Genomic DNA, 16,561 nt, shown 5'->3' with positions numbered 1-16,561 from the left:
AATAATGAACAATAATACAAGTTTAGAAAATATTGGTTGCTTTAAAACAATTCTTGATCCATATAATGGAATAACAATTAATAGTATAGATTTACCACAATCAAAAGAAGAGTTTGAGTTAAACCTTGATTTTTTAATTAATGAAGTTGAAAATAAAAGATTTTTAATTTGGATTTATATAGATATAAAAAAATCAGACTTTATTCCAATTGCTACAAAAAAAGGATTTATTTTTCACTCTTGTGATGAAGATTATATTTTACTTGTAAAAGCACTAAAAGAAAATGCCATAATCCCAACAGCTTCAAATCATACTTTAGGTGTGGGAGCTGTTGTCATAAATGATAAAAATGAATTATTAGTAATCAAAGAGAGAATATCAACTGTTGGATATAAACTTCCAGGTGGGCACATTGATAACCGTGAGATGATTTCAAGTGCACTTAAAAGAGAAGTTTTAGAAGAAACAGGAATAGATGTTGAGTTTGAGTCTATAGTCTCTCTAGGGCATTTTTATCCCCACCAATTTTATAAATCAAATTTATATATATTATGTACAGCAATTCCAAAAAGTTTAGAAATAAATATAAATGATACTCAAGAAATAATTGATGCAAAATGGATGGATGTGGATAGTTATTTAGATGATATAAATGTTTCTGATTATTCAAAGGCAATAGTTTTAGCAGCAATAAATTTTAAAGGTTTAAAAAGAGCGAATCAAGAAGTTCTTTGTCATATTAAAAAAGATTTCGAACTATTTTTCCCAATAGAAAGTTAGAAGTTTGTATAATACAAAAAATTAAAAGCTTTGGACTTAAAGTCTTTGGATTTTTTCGAAGAGAGTTTAACAACAAGCTACAAAAGGATTAAAATGAAAACTATTATTTCAACACCAAAAGCACCAAGCGCAATCGGACCATATAATCAAGCAACAGCATTTGATAAATTAATTTTTACATCTGGACAAATTGCATTAAATCCACAAACTATGGAAATAGTTGAAGGTGGAGTTCAAGAGCAGACAAAACAAGTTATGGACAATCTAAAAGCAGTTTTAGAAGAAGCAGGAAGCTCTTTTGAAAATGTTTTAAAAACTACGTGTTATTTATCAGACATGGATAACTTTGTAGCTTTCAATGAAATTTATGCTCAATATTTCAAAGGTGAAACTGCACCTGCAAGATCAACAGTTGCTGTGAAAACTTTACCTAAAAATGTTTTAGTTGAAGTTGATACAATTGCTTTTAAAAACTAGGATTTTCCCTAGTTTTTAATTTAAATAATAATTTTAAAAATAAGCTGTTGACATAAATAATAAAATTTTGTACTATACAAGAAAATATCTTTTAACATTGGTAGGTTTTAATGTATCGTGACAATTCTTATTATGAAGAGATTTTCAAAAATGTCTCAGAACCAATCTTTTTGTTAGAAGGTCAAAATTATATTAACGCCAATTTATCGGCATTATCTCTTTTTAAAATAAAATCAAAAAACGAACTTTTTTTATATCATCCTTTTCAATTATCTCCTGAATATCAACCTGATGGTGAACTATCATCTAAAAAAGCTAAGAGAATGTTAGCTCTTTGTTATAAAAATGGTGAGCATACATTTGAGTGGGTTTCTAAATCTACAGATGGAAAAATTTTTTTAGTAGAAATTAATTTAAAAAAAGTTCTTATCGACGACAGAGAGGTTTTAGTAAGCAAATTAAAAAATTTAGAAACTACAAGAAATATTGAAAAAGATTTAATTAAACAAAAACAAATTGTTGAGCAAAAAGATGAATATATTCAAAAAATAAATGAAATTTTATTATCAAATAAAGATAATGAAAATTTACTTGAATCTTTAATATTATTAGAAGGTTATAAAAAAGCTCTTGATGAAAGTTCAATAGTTTCTAAAACAGATTTAAAAGGAATCATTACTTATGTAAATGATAATTTTTGTGAAATTTCAGGATATAAAAAAGAAGAATTAATCGGAGCGAATCACAATATTATTAGACATCCAGATACACAAAAAGATTTCTTTAAACACTTATGGCAAACAATAAATAATAAAAAAGTATTTAAAGGTATTATAAAAAATAAGAAAAAGAATAATCAAGCATATTATGTAAATTCAACTATTATTCCACTTTTAGATAAGAATAATGAAATTACTGAATATATTGCAATAAGAAATGATATTACTTCTTTATTCGAAAAAGATGAATTAATTTATGAACAATTTACAGATGAATTAACGTCTTTGCCAAATAGACAAAAACTCTTAAATGACTTAAAAAATTCAATAAATCCAAAACTTGCAATTATAAATATTGATAGATTTAAAGATATAAACAACTCTTATGGTATAGAAATTGGAGATGAAATATTAAAAAGATTTGCAAAAAGGTTGATGACATTTAAAAGTACAAATCTAAATATTTATAGAATTTCAGGAGATATATTTGCATTTATGGCTTCTGGAAATTTTAAAATAGAAGAACTACGTAAAACATGTATGAATATTATTACTTTGTGTGATAGGGAAAATTTTATTATTGATGATTATAGTTTTGATATTTCATTTACAATAGGAATTGCAGATACTAATGATAAATTACTAACTCATGCAGAAATTGCACTTTTCTGGGCAAAAAAAATAAATATAGATATTGGAGTTTTTGATGAAGATATGCCTATTTATAGAGAATTAAAGAAAAACATTCAGTTAACAAAAGATATAAAACAAGCATTAAAAGAAGATAATATTTTAATGTATGGACAAAAAATTATAAATAATAAAACTAACGAGATAAAATATGAAACATTAATGAGGATGCAACTTCCTGATGGTAAAATTTTGTCACCTTTTGTATTTTTAGAACATGCAAAAAAAGCAAGACTTTATTCTATGATGACAAATAAAATGATTGAAAAATCTTGTGAATATTTCAAAGATAAAGATGCAATTTTTTCTATAAATTTGATGATAGAAGATATAAAAAATGAAAAAACTGTAAACTTCTTATTTTCAAAATTAATGGAATCAAATCTTGCAAATAGAGTTATTCTAGAAATAGTAGAGTCAGAGGGTATTGAGAAATTTGAAGAGGTTGGAGATTTTATTAGAAAAGCAAAAGCACTTGGTTGTTTAGTTGCAATTGATGATTTTGGAACAGGATATTCGAATTTTGAATATATTATAAAATTAAATGTAGATTTTCTAAAAATAGATGGTTCTTTGATTAAAAATATTCATGTGAATGATAATGTTAGATTAACAGTTTCAACTATTGTAAACTTTGCAAAGGTACTTAATATCAAGACTGTTGCTGAGTATGTTCACTGTCAAGAGGTTCAAGATATTGTTGAGTCTTTGGGAATAGATTTTTCACAAGGTTATTTGTTCCATGAACCTGAGCATTTGGTTTAATTCGAAGATTTCTGAGTAAGGATGCTTTTTTCTTTTCTTTTTAGTAAAGAAAAGAAACAAAAGAAAAGCGTTCGCTGGTTTCAAAATAGCTAAAAAATTTATAGAAATTCTAAAATTTGCTGTGCTTGCACTCTCTTTGAGAAAACTCGACTCCGTTCCTCCGTCTCAAACAGTTCAAATTTCTTTACGAATTTATATAAATTTTTCTTTACGCTATTTTGGAAATGCTCACTTTTTAAAACGGTATTTCATTTTCATCAAAATCTACTATTTGATTTGTAACCTGAGTTTTTTTCATTTCGAATTTATCTTGATTTTTATTAATCCAATTCCAACCTAATTCTGTAAGTTGATAAGCAAAATATTCATTTCCATTATAATCTTGATATGGTGTATATAGAATAAATCTTTTTTTTTCTAAACTTTGTAATCCAAGAACACAAGCCATTTTTGTAAAACCACTGTTTTCTACATCTTGTTTTATACTATATGCCGCTACATTACCATTTGGTTCATCTAAGTTTTCTACTATAGAAACAATTGTAATTAACTCATGTTGTGATAATCCTTCAACCTTAGCGATACTATCTGATGAGATTTTAGAATAAGTCTCTTGTTTTTCTAAAAGTGCTTTAACTTTTTTCTCAATTTTTTCTTGGAGTTCTGTAAAATCTCGCATAGAATCTTTTGAATATCTGATAATTGTTCTATGTCTAATATCAAATGGAAATTTATCTCTTTCTTTAGAGCAGATAAGTATAACTTGTTTATTTGCAGAAAATGCATACCCTAGTTCATACCAGACATTTGGATTATCTTCACTTATATCAGCTAAACAAATTACAGAATCTCTAATCCCTTTTTCAATATTTTCTATAGGCACGATAGTGCTGTGATCTTCATCAACTCTATATGGGGTTAATCCTAAATTTTTGATGGCAGGTTCAATTGTATCTTTGTATCTTTGTATCTTTTATCAAATTGTCCATTATCAAATGGCTGAATTATAAAACATGTTTGCATCTATGTTCCTTTTCATTATAATTATTATAGTATTGAAATAATTCTTAAATAATTACTTCAAACTCAACCCAACCCTCTGTTTCTCCAAATCAATACTAATAACTTTAATATTTTTCAACTGTTGATTTATACTTAAAACATCCATTGGATGGGAGATTCTTTTTTCGCTGATTTGTGAGATATGGATTAATCCATCATTTTTTAGACCAATATCCACAAAAGCTCCGAAGTCTGTGATGTTTCTTACAACTCCACTTATTATAAATCCTTCTTTTAAGTCTTCTATTGTTTTTATATCTTTTGAAAACTCTACTGTATCAAATTCACTTCTCACATCGTAGCCTGGTTTTAGAAGTTCGGCGATTATATCTTTTAGAAGTAAAATAGGGCAGTTTAGTTCTTTTGAAATTTCTTCAATTTGATTATCTTTTATCTCTTCTATTTTGTATTTCTTTTGAAGTTTTTCTACAACATCGTAGTTTTCTGGATGAATTGCTGTATTATCTAGGATACTTTTTCCATCTTTGATTCTTAAAAATCCAACTGATTGTTCGTAAGCTTTTGCACCGATTCCCTTTACTTTTAGAAGTTCTGATTTTGTTTTAAAGTTTTTGATTTTTTCTTTGTGTTCTATTATATTAAGAGCTAGTTTTTCAGAAATTCCTGAGATAAATGAAAGCAGTTTATATGAAGCTGAGTTTATATCAACTCCTACTTTATTTACTAAATCTACTGTTACATTTTCAAGTTTTGCTCCAAGCTCTTTTTGATTCACATCGTGTTGATATTGTCCAATTCCTAGTGATTTTGGGTCGATTTTTACTAAAGCTGCCATTGGGTCACGAAGTCTTTGGGCTATTGAGATTGCACCTCTTATTGTAACGTCAAGATTTGGATACTCCATCATAGCTATTTTTGAAGCTGAATAAACACTTGCTCCTATTTCACTTACAACTGCGTATTTTATATCTAAGTTATTTTCATTTATCAATTTTGATATAAATGCTGCTGTCTCTTGTGAAGCTGTTCCATTTCCAATAGCAATAGAGTTGATTTTGTATTTTTTTATTAGCTCTAAAACTATTTTTGAAGAGTTTAGAAAATCCTCTTTTGGTTTGGTTGGATAAATCACATTTGAAGCAAGATAGTTTCCATTTTCATCAATTACTGCTAATTTACAACCACTCACATAACCAGGATCCATTCCTAAAATTACTTGATTTACAAGTGGAGGAGTAAGAAGTAGCTCTTTTAGATTTTTTCCAAAAAGTGTGATTGCTTCACTTGAAGCTTTCTCTTTTAGTTCACTTAATGCTTCTCTTTTTAAACTTGGAAGAAGTAATCTTTTTAGTCCATCTTTGTAGGCTTCAAAAACTAACTCTTTTGAGCTTGATGCACTTGAAGGAATTTTATATTTTTTTATATTTTCTAAAATATAGTTTTCATCAACTTCGATTTTTACTGTTAGTTCTTTTTCATTTACAGCTCTATTTATTGCTAGAAATCTATGTGATTTTATATATTTTACTTTTTCACTTATATTTGCAACACTAATATAAACACCATTTTCATTAAATGTTTTTGTTTTTTTAGTTTCTAAAATTCCATAGTTTAAAACGATACTTCTAATCACTTCTTTTGTTCTAAAATCATCGGCATATCTTTGAGCGATAATATCACTAGCTCCATTTATTGCATCTTGAACAGTTGTAACTTCTTTATTTATAAACTGTTTTGCTTTTTGGTTTATCTCATCAAGTGAGTATTTCATTGATTGAATAATATTTGCTAGTGGTTCAAGTCCATTTTCAATAGCTGTTGATGTTCTTGATGATTTTTTATCTTTAAAAGGTGCATAAATATCTTCTAACATTTGCAAAGTTGTAGCACTATTTATGTGAGTTTTAATTTTTTCATCTAAAAAGTTTCTCTCTTTTAAAATGCAAATTATCTCTTCTTTTCTAGTTAGAAGTTTTAGTGAATAATTATATATGTCTTCAAAATCACGAAGTTGTTCATCTGTAGCATTTGAAGTTAAATCTTTTCTATATCGAGCAATAAAAGGAATAGTACAACCATCTTCTAAAAGTTTTAGTATGTTTTGGATAACACCTTTAGAAAATGAGGTTTTTTCTTCTAAAAGTGCTATTAAATTATCAGTCAAGAATTACCTCTTTAAAATCACTTCTTGTGTTGTTTAAAGGTTTATTTGAAGCTGCTCTAACCGTGTAAACAAAAGAGATTTTTGCTTTGTCACTATTGTTTTTACTTGCATGGTGAAGAGTTTTACAGTGAAATAATACAACATCACCTTTTTGTAAATTTGCATGAACTTTATTTTTTATGATTTCAAGATTTTTTGGATGTTCATCTTTGAAATTGCTCACTTCATCAAATTGATCTTTTTCTAAATTTAGTTTATGAGAAGCTGGTATAAACTCTAAAAGTCCATTATCTAAATATTCATCGCCTAAAGCTAACCAAACAGAAACTAAATCATTATTTTCAAAATTCCAATAACGTCTATCTTGGTGCCAAAAAGTTCTAGTACTTTCGTGTGGTAACTTTGTCATAATAGAGTTATGATGAGCTAAAGTTAAAACAGGTGTATCATTTAAAACTTGTTTTAAAATGGGTCTAATTTTCTCATTTGTCATCCATTTTTGAAAAACTTCTTCTCTATCATATACTTGTCTTAATCTTCTTACAGTTATTTTGTCTTTGTTTAAGTGCATATACTCTTGTTCAGTTTCAATAGGTGCAGTTTTATTTTCAAGATGGATTTTAGCTTTTTCTAAAATCTCATCACAAAGTGCTGAATCTGCAAAATTTCTTAGGATTAAAAATCCATTTTCATTGAACTCTTTTAGTTGGTTTTCATCTAATTTCATATTATCTCTTAATATTGATATTTTGTGTAATTATAGTAAAAAAAACTTTTTTTTAATTGATAAGTGCATTATGCCATTGAACTAAACTTATTCTTCTTCCTTGATTTACTTTTAAAACTTCATGGGTAAAAAATGGATTACTTAAGAATACTAACATAGTTCCAGCTTTTGGTTTTACTTTTACTTCATTTGCATCTTTATCACATAAAAAGTTAAATAAAAGCTCACCACCAGTAAAGGTATTATCACTAATATTCTCATCATATGATGTTGTAAATAAAACAGTTGATATTTTTCTTTGTTTTGCAACGGGAAGAAAACCTATTAATTGTTCATCTTTGTATAACATACTTGAATCATCACTATGCATAGTATAAAATGAGTCTTTTAGATATTCTAAAACTTGTACTTCAGTTGATGTTGTAAGTGCTATTTTAAAATAATCTTCTATTAGGGCTTGATGTTCTAAAAATCTATTTGTATACACATCTAAATATTTTTCACTTAATGAATAGATATTTGTTTTTCTAATCTCTTCATTTGTTTGCGCTGATATTAATATATCTGTAGTTTTTATTTGTGCTTTTTGATAATCATCGTCTTCTTTGATTTGTTTATTAATTTCATCACAGTCATGAATACTTAGAAAATTGTCAATAATCAAATAAGGATAGTCATAATAAGGGTTAGGTAATAATTTAGTTTCAATATCAAATGTAATTAAGAAATCAGCACAATATATATTATTGCTAATTTGTGTCATTTACCGCCTTTCATAAACATATGTTTATGAAAGTTGCTTAGTAAGATTTTTTAAATCACCAAGTACCCAAATATCTACAATTTTCCCATCTTTAAATTTAAAAAAAGATGCTCCATTATAAACAATTTTATTGTTAGTTGGTTCATAATCAAATAATTTACCAGTATGTCGACCATTATATAAAGCTTTTACAGCAATATTTTCATCTTCACAAACCATAGTAATAATACTATGAAAAAGGTTTGGAATAGCAATATGCATTGTGTCCATATACTTTTCGAACTCTTTTTTTCCTACAACTGAAATATCTAAAGAACCATGGAATGTTATTTCATCATCAAATAAAATATCAATATAATCTTTATTTTGCTTATTCCATAATTCGTTATAATATAATTTTACTAACTCTTTATTAGTCAATTTCTTCATGATTTCCCTTGTGGCTTGAACTATAATCATCGTCAAAATCATAGTTATCATATTCATCATAATCTACAGTAAACATTTTTGCATAACCAAGCTTTTGAAGTTCTTTGTCAATATTTTCTTCTGTCAATCTATTTTTTACTCTATCCATGATTAATTCAATGTGCTCTTCACTAACATTGTTTGCTCTTAATTCATAAATAATCGCTAAATCCATAATTTTAATTCCTCTAATTAATATATATTTTTGATTTTAAATTACTTTATATTAGGCTTTTTATCAATATATAAACTGCTTAACATATATAAAATTGTTTTAACAGACTTTATAGAAGCTGTCTCCTCGACTGTATGATAACCTGTTGTTGGTATTTGTAAAGTTGATCCTTGAATCGACCCACGAGATTCCATTACAATTCTTCCAAGTTCTGTACTTCCAAGAGTAAGTAAAGGTAAATTTTTTTCTTTTCTTATCTTATTTTTTTCTTGAATATAAGTATCTTTACATGAAAAATCAATTCGATTTTTATGGCAGAAGTTTTTTAATTGTTTTAAAACAGGAGATTTAAATCGTGCATTTGCATCTCTATTTCTTAAAACTACTTGTTGAACTTCAGCTTCAATTCTTGTATCATAAGGACTTGTATCTAAAACTAATAGTTCATTTGTAGTAACTTTATTTTTTCTAAACCACTCATAAACATATCTCCAAGATTTTCCAGCTTCTTCTTGTGCTGTAAAAAATGCAGTTCCTTGAAATCCATTTTGGTATAAATAGATAATAATTGCTGCACTAATAACATTGTCAAGTTGAGCTGAAATTAAATCATCTTCAATGTTGAGTCTATCGCTAAATGCAATCGGTGTTCCTGGTTGCAAGTGAGATAAACCCTCAATTTCAAAAATCAAGTTATTAACTTCTTCACACATGAAAGCATTAGTAATTTTACCAATTCCTAAATAACCTCCACTCCAAGGTTCATAAGCTTGTACTTGTTGATTTATATATCTTTTTGCAATTAACTGATAAGTTTGTTCAGATAATGAGTTTCCTCTTAAATCAGAACGATTTTTTGCAAGAAAGGCAGCAAATTGGAATTCATTTGGGCCTGTACAAATAACGCCATGTCTATCAATGTGTGCACTAAGCATTCCTTTTGTAGGATTTTTACCTTGCGCAACTAATAAACCATCATAATATTGAGTTTGTATACCTATTTCTTCAAGCTCTCTTTTTAAATACAATAAAAATGAGTGCTCAGCACCAGTTACTGATGGAACTCTTATCAATTGTTTTAATAAGTCGAGGAAATGTACAAAATTCATTACGGGTTCATTTGTATATGAACTATCCAATTTATTCTCCTGGAAATTTTAGATAGAATAAGGCTGTAGGAAGCTAGATTAAATACTTTGTGATTTAATTCTTATTCTATGCTGTAATTATAAACCATAAAAAAAAGAAATTTCCTGAAAGAAATCTTAAAATTATTTTTCTCTTAATAAGTGCCTAGAAATGGGAATTTTTATTAGATGAATAAATTGTTTCAGATTAATTTTCAATAATTTAAATACAGAAAAAATCAAAAATCAAGGATTTTTAATCTCTACTTTTTTAATCAGGATTAAATTTATTTATTTTTTATAAAAATAAGATATAATTTTGAAAAAGAAAGATATTTAAAGATAAAAAAAACTTTAAAAATAGGAGAAAAAGATGGCAAAAGAGTTATCAGCGCTAGAGCAGTTAAAAGCTTCAAGAAATCCTTTAAGAGTTATTGATGATATATATAAAGAAGCATTAGAAGGTGTACCTTTAAAAGAAGAGTATATTGGACTTTTAAAATGGTACGGAATGTATCCTCATATTAATAGTGATGGAAGAGAAGATAAAAAATATTTTATGAAAAGAATTAAACTTGTAGATACAAGTATGAATTTAGAGCAATTAAAAGTTATGGCAAAAATCGGTCAAGATTATGCGCAAGGATTAGTTGACTTTACAAATAGACAAAATGTTCAATTTCACTATATTCAAATTAAAGATATGCCAGAGATTTTTAAATTATTAGAATCTGTTGGATTAACTTCAAGAATGGCATCAGGTGATGGACCAAGACCAATTATGACATGTCCCGTTGGTGGAATTGATAAGGATGAAATCTTTGATGCAAGAGAACTTGTAAAAAATGTAGATACATATTTTGACAAAAACGATGATAGATTTTGTAATTTTCCTAGAAAATATAAAATAGGTATTAGTGGATGTGCTTGTCATTGTGCTTCACATGAAATTCAAGATGTTGCATTTACTGCTTTTAAAACTGAAATGGGTGAAGTATTATTTGATTTAACTATTGGTGGTGGTTTATCAAAATCTAAACAAATAGCTACTCGTGCAAACAGATATGTAAAACCTGAACAAGTTCAAGATGTAGCTGTTGCTTGTGCAGAAATATTTAGAGACAATGGTAATAGAGATAACAGAAATAAAGCAAGAGTAAGACACTTATTAAATGACTGGGGAATTGAAAAATTTGTTGCAGAAATTGAAAAAGTAATTGGTTACTCTTTACAAGAAGGACTAGTTGAACCAAAAATTACTTCATCTGAAAATAGAAACCATTTTGGAATCAATAAAGCAAAACAAGATGGCGAGTCTTATGTTGGATTTGCTACAAACTCTGGAAGAGTTGCAGGTGAAGATTTCCAAGCAATGTATGATATTTGTAAAAAATACAATGCAGGTGGAATTACAATCACAGCTACTCAAAACTTTATTGTTTATGGTGTAAAAGATGAGGTAGCTCAGAATCTAGCAGATGAATTTGCTAATTTAGGTTATCCATATATTCCAACTCCATTTAGAGCAAGATTACAATCATGTACAGGAAAAGAGTTCTGTAAATTTGGTATTACAGAAACTAAAGAGTTTGCTAAAAAATTCTTAGTTGAACTTGAAAATAGATTCCCAGATTTTAAAGAAGATGTAACAATGGCAATTTCAGGTTGTGGAAATGGATGTTCTCATCCTCAAATTTCTGATATTGGATTTGTTGGTGGAATGATTAGACATAATGGTGAAAGAGTTGAGGGTTACGAAGTTCTTTTAGGAGGAAATCTAGAGGGAACAACAAATAGTAGACTTGCTAGAAAAGTTGGAGTAAAAGTTCCAGCAACAGGATTAGTTGATTATGTTGGACAATTAATAAATGATTATAAAGCTGATAATTTAGGTCAAAAAAGATTTAAAGATTATTTAGCAGCTTTACAACCAGCTGGTGCTGTAGAACAAGATGATTAATTCTTAAACTTTTTATGGTTAGCTTTTTGTGTATACATAGATTCATCTGCTTTTTTAAGTAGTGAATCTAATGTATCACCTTCTTCATAGTTTGCTATTCCAAAACTACAAGTTACTTTTATAGAGTTAGTAAAATCAATTTCACTTAATAACTTTTCTAAATTATAAACAATATTTTTAGTTTGTGTTAAAGTTGTTTGAGGCAGGATGAGCAAAAATTCATCTCCACCCCATCGACCAATAAAATCACTATTTCTAATATTTTTATTTATTACCCCTGCGATTTTGATTAGAACTTCATCTCCCAAATGATGACCTAAATTATCATTTATATCTTTGAAATCATTAATATCAAAAAATATAATAGAAAGATCTGTTTTATATCTTTTATTTCTTATTAATTCTAGTTCACAAAGTTCTTCAATTCTTCTTCTATTATATATATTAGTTAATCCATCTTTATTAGCTAATTCTGATAATTGTTTTTCTATCTCTTTTCTTTTTTCTATCTCTTTTTTCAGTTTAAAATTAAAATATATAAAAATTATCAATAATAAAATAAATGGGATAATAATTTTAGCTATAAAGTATATGTCAATAGTTTTTGGATAAAAAATAAATTGGTAGTTATTTAAAATATTGTTTTTATCATCTTGTGAAAATCTATTAATTGCACTATTTAGAATATTTATAAATAATCTATTTTTTTCTTCACTTTGCAAATATAAATTTAGTTTGTGATTAAGTAAAGTATTGATTTTTATATTATTTAGATTATTTTTATTTATTTTGTGAGAAATTGTATACATATTGTCTATTAATGCAAATATTTCATTTCTTTGCAATTTCATCAATGCTATATCAATAGAATCAATTCCAATAAAATTTATTTTTGGATACTCTTTTTGTAAAGTTGAAATTATTTCTAAATTATTAATTACACCAATTTTGATATTTCTAAGAGTTGATAAATTAGTAATAAAATTTTTATCATTTTTAGTAACAACTGCAATAGGAACTTGAGCAACAGGATCTGTTAATAAGTAACCAGGAGTGTTTTTCTTCTCAAAACTATAAATAAATTTTGCTTTTATTGAATTTGAGAAAATAGTAAATATTTGGTTATTTATTGTTTCTTCAATATTTAAAGGCTTTGATAACTTTTGTGAAATCAAATTCCAAAAATCAATTTCAATACCTTTTAATTGATTTGTTAATTTAAACGAGAAAGGAATTCTATTATCTTCAACGTAAAGAGTAAAATTATTATTTTCTAAATATTTACTATCTTCTTCACTTAAAAGAATGTTCATTTTATCTAATATAATTGAGTTAGTATCAAATGTAGTATTCTGTTTATTTAATCCTAAAAAACTATTAAACCTTTTAATTTCATCAATTGTTTGTGAATCAATTTTTCCTAATTTACCTTCATCAATTCCAGATAATTTTCTTAATGCAAATCCTTCATAAATTAAAGAATCTAAGCTTTTATTTTGAGTATTATATTTCTCATAAATTAATTTTGCAGTCTCTTCTACATTATTAAAAGCATATCTCCAGCCTTTTAATGAAGCATTATTAAAGTTTTGAACACGTGTAGGATTAGTTAATAACTCTTTTTGAGAAGTATAAAGAATACCTTCATAAAAATCAAAATTGTAATTATGTGGATTTAATATATTATATTGAATATTATTTTTTTCTAAAAAATATGGCTCATTTGAAAGAAAACAAGCCATAGCATCAGTTTTTTTATTTATTAAATCATTTATATTAAAAGAGTGTTTTTGAATTGTAATATCATTTAGTTTTACCCCTTGAGAAATAATCATTGAATTAATACTAGCTGAACTAATCGCATCATCTGTAATCATTACATTTTTATTTATTAAATCTTTTGGATTATTAATATTTGAATCTTTTAAACTTATAAGTACTAAAGGTGAAGCTTGATAAATACTAGATAACAATATTAAATCATTTCCATTAAATTTATCAATAATTAAAGATGATTTTCCAACTCCAAAAGTTGCTGTATTTTCCATTACATTTTTTAAAATATTTGTATCTATATCAAATTCTTTAATGTTAATATCTATCCCAATTGCTTTATAGTAGCCTTTTTCTTTAGCTATATAATACCCAGCAAACTGGAATTGATTTAACCAATCTAAATAAAGAGTAACTTTATCATTTGATTGTGCATTTAAGCTTGTAACAAGTAGTAAAAATAATAAAAGTAATTTTTTTAAGATCATTCATTATTCTACAACATTATATATAAAAATAATATTGTAATAATAATTTAAAAGTTTAGAATTTCACCACTAAAGTCATATTTAACATTTTGTCCAATTTCTAAATTATCATCAAAACTGTGAATTAGTAGTTCAGTTTTCTCCGTTTTTAGGATTATTTCATAAAAACTACCATAAAAAACTATACTTTTAATAATTGCATTGAATCTACCATTTGGAGTAATAAAAATATGTTCTGGCCTTACATAATTATTTTGGGAGATTTCTGTGATTTTTCCTAAAAAATTTGCACAATATAAATCTACAGGATTATGATAAATATTTTTTGCAGTTCCAACTTGTAAAATATCTCCACCATTCATAATGGCAATTCTATCTGATAGATAAAAAGCATCTTCTTTATCATGGGTTATAAATAAAGCAGTTATTCCAAAAGATTTTATCATCTCTTTTAGTTCAACTCTTAAATGAGCTCTTAATTCTGTATCAATATTACTTAAAGGTTCATCTAAAAGTAAAATTTTTGGTTTTGTAATAATAGCTCTAGCAAGGGCAACCCTTTGTTGTTGACCTCCACTTAATTCATGAGGAAATTTATTTTCTTGACCTTTTAGTTTTGTTTTTTCTAAAACATCTTCCAAATCAGCTTTTGAAGCTTTACTTCCAAAGGTAATATTTGAAGCAATACTTAAATGTGGAAGTAATGCATAGTTTTGAAATACAACTGCAACTCCTCTATCTTTTGGTTGAAGATTGTTGTTTTTTGAAAAAACTTCTTTATCATCAATTATAATTTCACCACTATCTGGTATCTCAAGACCTGCAATCATTCTTAAAAAAGTTGTTTTTCCACTTCCACTTTTACCAAGTATTGTAAAAATTTCACCTTCATTTATAAATAAGTTAATATCATTTGCAACACAAATATTGCCTTTACAAAATACTTTCTTAAGATTTTTAATTTGTACAATTTTTTTCATATTTTTTTTCTCGTAAATTTTGAATTAAGTAATATAACAGCAATTGCCGTTGTTCCAACAAGGATGAGTCCTGGAAAACCAATTTTATAAAGTAACTCATTACTAGCTAATTCATAAATTCTTATAGCTAAAGTATCAAAATTAAATGGTCTTAATATTAAAGTTGCTGGTAATTCTTTTGCTATATCTATATAAAGAATTAAAAAACCACTTATAATATAAGGTTTCATTAAAGGCAAATATACTTTAAAAATATTGTTTGATTCACTTTTCCCAAATATTTTTGTTGCATCATCTATACTTGTATCAATCTTACTAAAACCATTTTCAATAGAGCCAATACTTGAGGTAAAATATCTAGTTGTATAAGCAAAAATTAAAAGGAAAAAAGTTCCTCCCATAAGCACATGTCCAAGTGCTGTATCAACAAAACTACTTATTAATAATAATCCAACTCCCACAACAGCTCCTGGAATTGAATATCCTAACATTGACAATTTATGAGTAAAGTAGCCAATTTTACTTGGATAGAATCTAAGCATATAGACAACAAAAAAAGATAATAAAATTATAATTATTGATGAAAAGATATTTAAACTAATTGTATGGTAAAAATAATCTAAAGTATCAAAATCTAAAGAATCAAAATCAGAGATAAACCAATAAATCAACACAAAAGTTGGAATTAAAAGTGTAATGGTTGTAATAAAAAATGAGATAAAAAATGCAATTAAATTGTATTTACCTGTTAACTTTATTTTTGAAGATTTTTTTCCACTAAAAGTTGAACTAACAAATTTATATTTTTTTCTAATTAAACTCTCTGTCCATAATATTGCAAATACAAATACAAGTAAAATGATTGCTACATTTATAGATTGCATTAAATCCCCATATCCAAACCAGCTTTTAAAAATTCCTACACTGAAAGTTTCAATACCAAAATATAAAACTGTTCCATAATCACTTAATGTTTCCATAACAGCTAAAATACTTCCTGCAAAAATAGCTGGATAAGCTAATGGTAGATATACGGTAAAAAAAGCTTTTATAGGATTTATTTTATGTAAAGAAATTAGTTCTCCAACTGTTGATGAAATAGAGCCAAATGACACTTTTGCTAGGATATAAACATAAGGAAACATAGCAATTCCAAAAATAAATATAGCACCAGACATATTTAAAATGTCATATCTTGCCTCTACATTACCTAAAATTTCAGATAAAACACCTCTATATTCAAAAAAACCGACATAAGTGTAACCTAAAAGATAAGCAGGATAGGCAAGGGGAAGTACAAATAATATTGAAAAGATTTTATCACCAGTATATTCAAATCTGGCACTTAAATATGAGCTTACTGTTCCTAATATTACAACAACAAAAAAAGTCCCAGCTACTAATATTGTTGTATTAGTGATATATCCAGCTAACATTTCACTGAATAAAAAACCAAAATCAAAGTTTCCTTTGATTATAAA

General features: G+C 26.5%; 14 protein-coding genes. 4 read left to right on the top strand and 10 right to left on the bottom strand.

What is annotated here, in order from left to right; translation table 11 throughout:
- Nucleotides 1-4 precede the first annotated feature (4 nt).
- The 3 genes from AVENP_RS13525 to AVENP_RS13515 all read left to right on the top strand — a co-directional run bounded on the left by AVENP_RS13525 (nucleotide 5) and on the right by AVENP_RS13515 (nucleotide 3,432).
- Nucleotides 5-781 (top strand): NUDIX hydrolase, encoded by a 777-nt coding sequence (locus AVENP_RS13525; RefSeq protein ID WP_128359906.1) that lies wholly within the window; start codon nucleotides 5-7, stop codon nucleotides 779-781.
- Nucleotides 782-874: 93 nt separating this feature from the next.
- The gene (locus AVENP_RS13520) at nucleotides 875-1,258 is read left to right on the top strand and encodes a RidA family protein (protein WP_128359905.1); all 384 of its coding nucleotides are present in this window, start codon (nucleotides 875-877) and stop codon (nucleotides 1,256-1,258) included.
- A 110-nt stretch (nucleotides 1,259-1,368) separates the two neighbouring features.
- Complete coding sequence (locus tag AVENP_RS13515) at nucleotides 1,369-3,432, top strand: GGDEF and EAL domain-containing protein (protein WP_128359904.1); 2,064 nt, start codon at nucleotides 1,369-1,371, stop codon at nucleotides 3,430-3,432.
- Nucleotides 3,433-3,667: 235 nt separating this feature from the next.
- On the opposite strand, the gene AVENP_RS13510 is transcribed toward AVENP_RS13515, so the two are convergent.
- The 7 genes from AVENP_RS13510 to AVENP_RS13480 form a co-directional block, all read right to left on the bottom strand.
- The gene (locus tag AVENP_RS13510; protein WP_204514134.1) at nucleotides 3,668-4,315 is read right to left on the bottom strand and encodes a hypothetical protein; all 648 of its coding nucleotides are present in this window, start codon (nucleotides 4,313-4,315) and stop codon (nucleotides 3,668-3,670) included.
- Nucleotides 4,316-4,507: 192 nt separating this feature from the next.
- Nucleotides 4,508-6,619, bottom strand: a complete 2,112-nt coding sequence (locus tag AVENP_RS13505) for a helix-hairpin-helix domain-containing protein (RefSeq protein ID WP_128359903.1) — start codon at nucleotides 6,617-6,619, stop codon at nucleotides 4,508-4,510.
- On the bottom strand, nucleotides 6,612-7,346 hold the full coding sequence (locus tag AVENP_RS13500) for a phytanoyl-CoA dioxygenase family protein (RefSeq protein ID WP_128359902.1): 735 nt from the start codon (nucleotides 7,344-7,346) through the stop codon (nucleotides 6,612-6,614). Before AVENP_RS13500 ends, AVENP_RS13505 begins: the two co-directional genes overlap by 8 nt.
- Nucleotides 7,347-7,398: 52 nt before the next feature.
- Nucleotides 7,399-8,109 carry a 2OG-Fe(II) oxygenase gene (locus AVENP_RS13495; protein ID WP_128359901.1) on the bottom strand — a complete coding sequence of 237 codons (711 nt, stop codon included), beginning with the start codon at nucleotides 8,107-8,109 and terminating at the stop codon, nucleotides 7,399-7,401.
- 24 nt (nucleotides 8,110-8,133) lie between these two features.
- Nucleotides 8,134-8,538 (bottom strand): ester cyclase, encoded by a 405-nt coding sequence (locus AVENP_RS13490; RefSeq protein WP_128359900.1) that lies wholly within the window; start codon nucleotides 8,536-8,538, stop codon nucleotides 8,134-8,136.
- Nucleotides 8,522-8,752, bottom strand: coding sequence for a hypothetical protein (locus AVENP_RS13485; protein ID WP_128359899.1), 231 nt, complete (start codon nucleotides 8,750-8,752; stop codon nucleotides 8,522-8,524). Before AVENP_RS13485 ends, AVENP_RS13490 begins: the two co-directional genes overlap by 17 nt.
- Nucleotides 8,753-8,793: 41 nt before the next feature.
- Complete coding sequence (locus AVENP_RS13480) at nucleotides 8,794-9,861, bottom strand: peptidase M42 (RefSeq protein WP_430385362.1); 1,068 nt, start codon at nucleotides 9,859-9,861, stop codon at nucleotides 8,794-8,796.
- A 391-nt stretch (nucleotides 9,862-10,252) separates the two neighbouring features.
- Here AVENP_RS13480 and AVENP_RS13475 point away from each other — a divergent pair, with 391 nt between their 5' ends.
- Nucleotides 10,253-11,839 carry a nitrite/sulfite reductase gene (locus AVENP_RS13475; RefSeq protein ID WP_128359897.1) on the top strand — a complete coding sequence of 529 codons (1,587 nt, stop codon included), beginning with the start codon at nucleotides 10,253-10,255 and terminating at the stop codon, nucleotides 11,837-11,839.
- Here AVENP_RS13475 and AVENP_RS13470 read toward each other — a convergent pair.
- Genes AVENP_RS13470 through AVENP_RS13460 form a run of 3 tightly spaced genes read right to left on the bottom strand, consistent with a single transcriptional unit; the run spans nucleotide 11,836 to nucleotide 16,516 of the window.
- Nucleotides 11,836-14,100: a diguanylate cyclase gene (locus AVENP_RS13470; RefSeq protein ID WP_128359896.1), complete on the bottom strand. Its 2,265-nt coding sequence runs from the start codon at nucleotides 14,098-14,100 to the stop codon at nucleotides 11,836-11,838. The genes AVENP_RS13475 and AVENP_RS13470 overlap by 4 nt on opposite strands.
- 47 nt (nucleotides 14,101-14,147) lie before the next feature.
- Nucleotides 14,148-15,080 (bottom strand): ABC transporter ATP-binding protein, encoded by a 933-nt coding sequence (locus AVENP_RS13465; protein ID WP_128359895.1) that lies wholly within the window; start codon nucleotides 15,078-15,080, stop codon nucleotides 14,148-14,150.
- Nucleotides 15,077-16,516 (bottom strand): ABC transporter permease, encoded by a 1,440-nt coding sequence (locus tag AVENP_RS13460; protein ID WP_228201904.1) that lies wholly within the window; start codon nucleotides 16,514-16,516, stop codon nucleotides 15,077-15,079. Before AVENP_RS13460 ends, AVENP_RS13465 begins: the two co-directional genes overlap by 4 nt.
- Nucleotides 16,517-16,561: the final 45 nt, after the last annotated feature.

Origin of the sequence: Arcobacter venerupis (genome assembly GCF_013201665.1) — a bacterium.
In the GTDB taxonomy this organism is placed as follows: Bacteria; Campylobacterota; Campylobacteria; order Campylobacterales; family Arcobacteraceae; genus Aliarcobacter; species Aliarcobacter venerupis.
Note: the sequence above shows the minus strand (reverse complement) of the source record. Positions and strands in the feature narration are given on the sequence as shown.

Bases quoted from the DNA above. Each gene is read 5' to 3' on its own strand.
- AVENP_RS13490 (WP_128359900.1), bottom strand. From the start codon at position 8,538: ATGAAGAAATTGACTAATAAAGAGTTAGTAAAATTATATTATAACGAA.
- AVENP_RS13465 (WP_128359895.1), bottom strand. From the start codon at position 15,080: ATGAAAAAAATTGTACAAATTAAAAATCTTAAGAAAGTATTTTGTAAA.
- AVENP_RS13525 (WP_128359906.1), top strand. From the start codon at position 5: ATGAACAATAATACAAGTTTAGAAAATATTGGTTGCTTTAAAACAATT.
- AVENP_RS13480 (WP_430385362.1), bottom strand. From the start codon at position 9,861: ATGAATTTTGTACATTTCCTCGACTTATTAAAACAATTGATAAGAGTT.
- AVENP_RS13460 (WP_228201904.1), bottom strand. From the start codon at position 16,516: ATGTTAGCTGGATATATCACTAATACAACAATATTAGTAGCTGGGACT.
- AVENP_RS13500 (WP_128359902.1), bottom strand. From the start codon at position 7,346: ATGAAATTAGATGAAAACCAACTAAAAGAGTTCAATGAAAATGGATTT.
- AVENP_RS13515 (WP_128359904.1), top strand. From the start codon at position 1,369: ATGTATCGTGACAATTCTTATTATGAAGAGATTTTCAAAAATGTCTCA.
- AVENP_RS13475 (WP_128359897.1), top strand. From the start codon at position 10,253: ATGGCAAAAGAGTTATCAGCGCTAGAGCAGTTAAAAGCTTCAAGAAAT.
- AVENP_RS13495 (WP_128359901.1), bottom strand. From the start codon at position 8,109: ATGACACAAATTAGCAATAATATATATTGTGCTGATTTCTTAATTACA.
- AVENP_RS13520 (WP_128359905.1), top strand. From the start codon at position 875: ATGAAAACTATTATTTCAACACCAAAAGCACCAAGCGCAATCGGACCA.
- AVENP_RS13470 (WP_128359896.1), bottom strand. From the start codon at position 14,100: ATGATCTTAAAAAAATTACTTTTATTATTTTTACTACTTGTTACAAGC.
- AVENP_RS13485 (WP_128359899.1), bottom strand. From the start codon at position 8,752: ATGGATTTAGCGATTATTTATGAATTAAGAGCAAACAATGTTAGTGAA.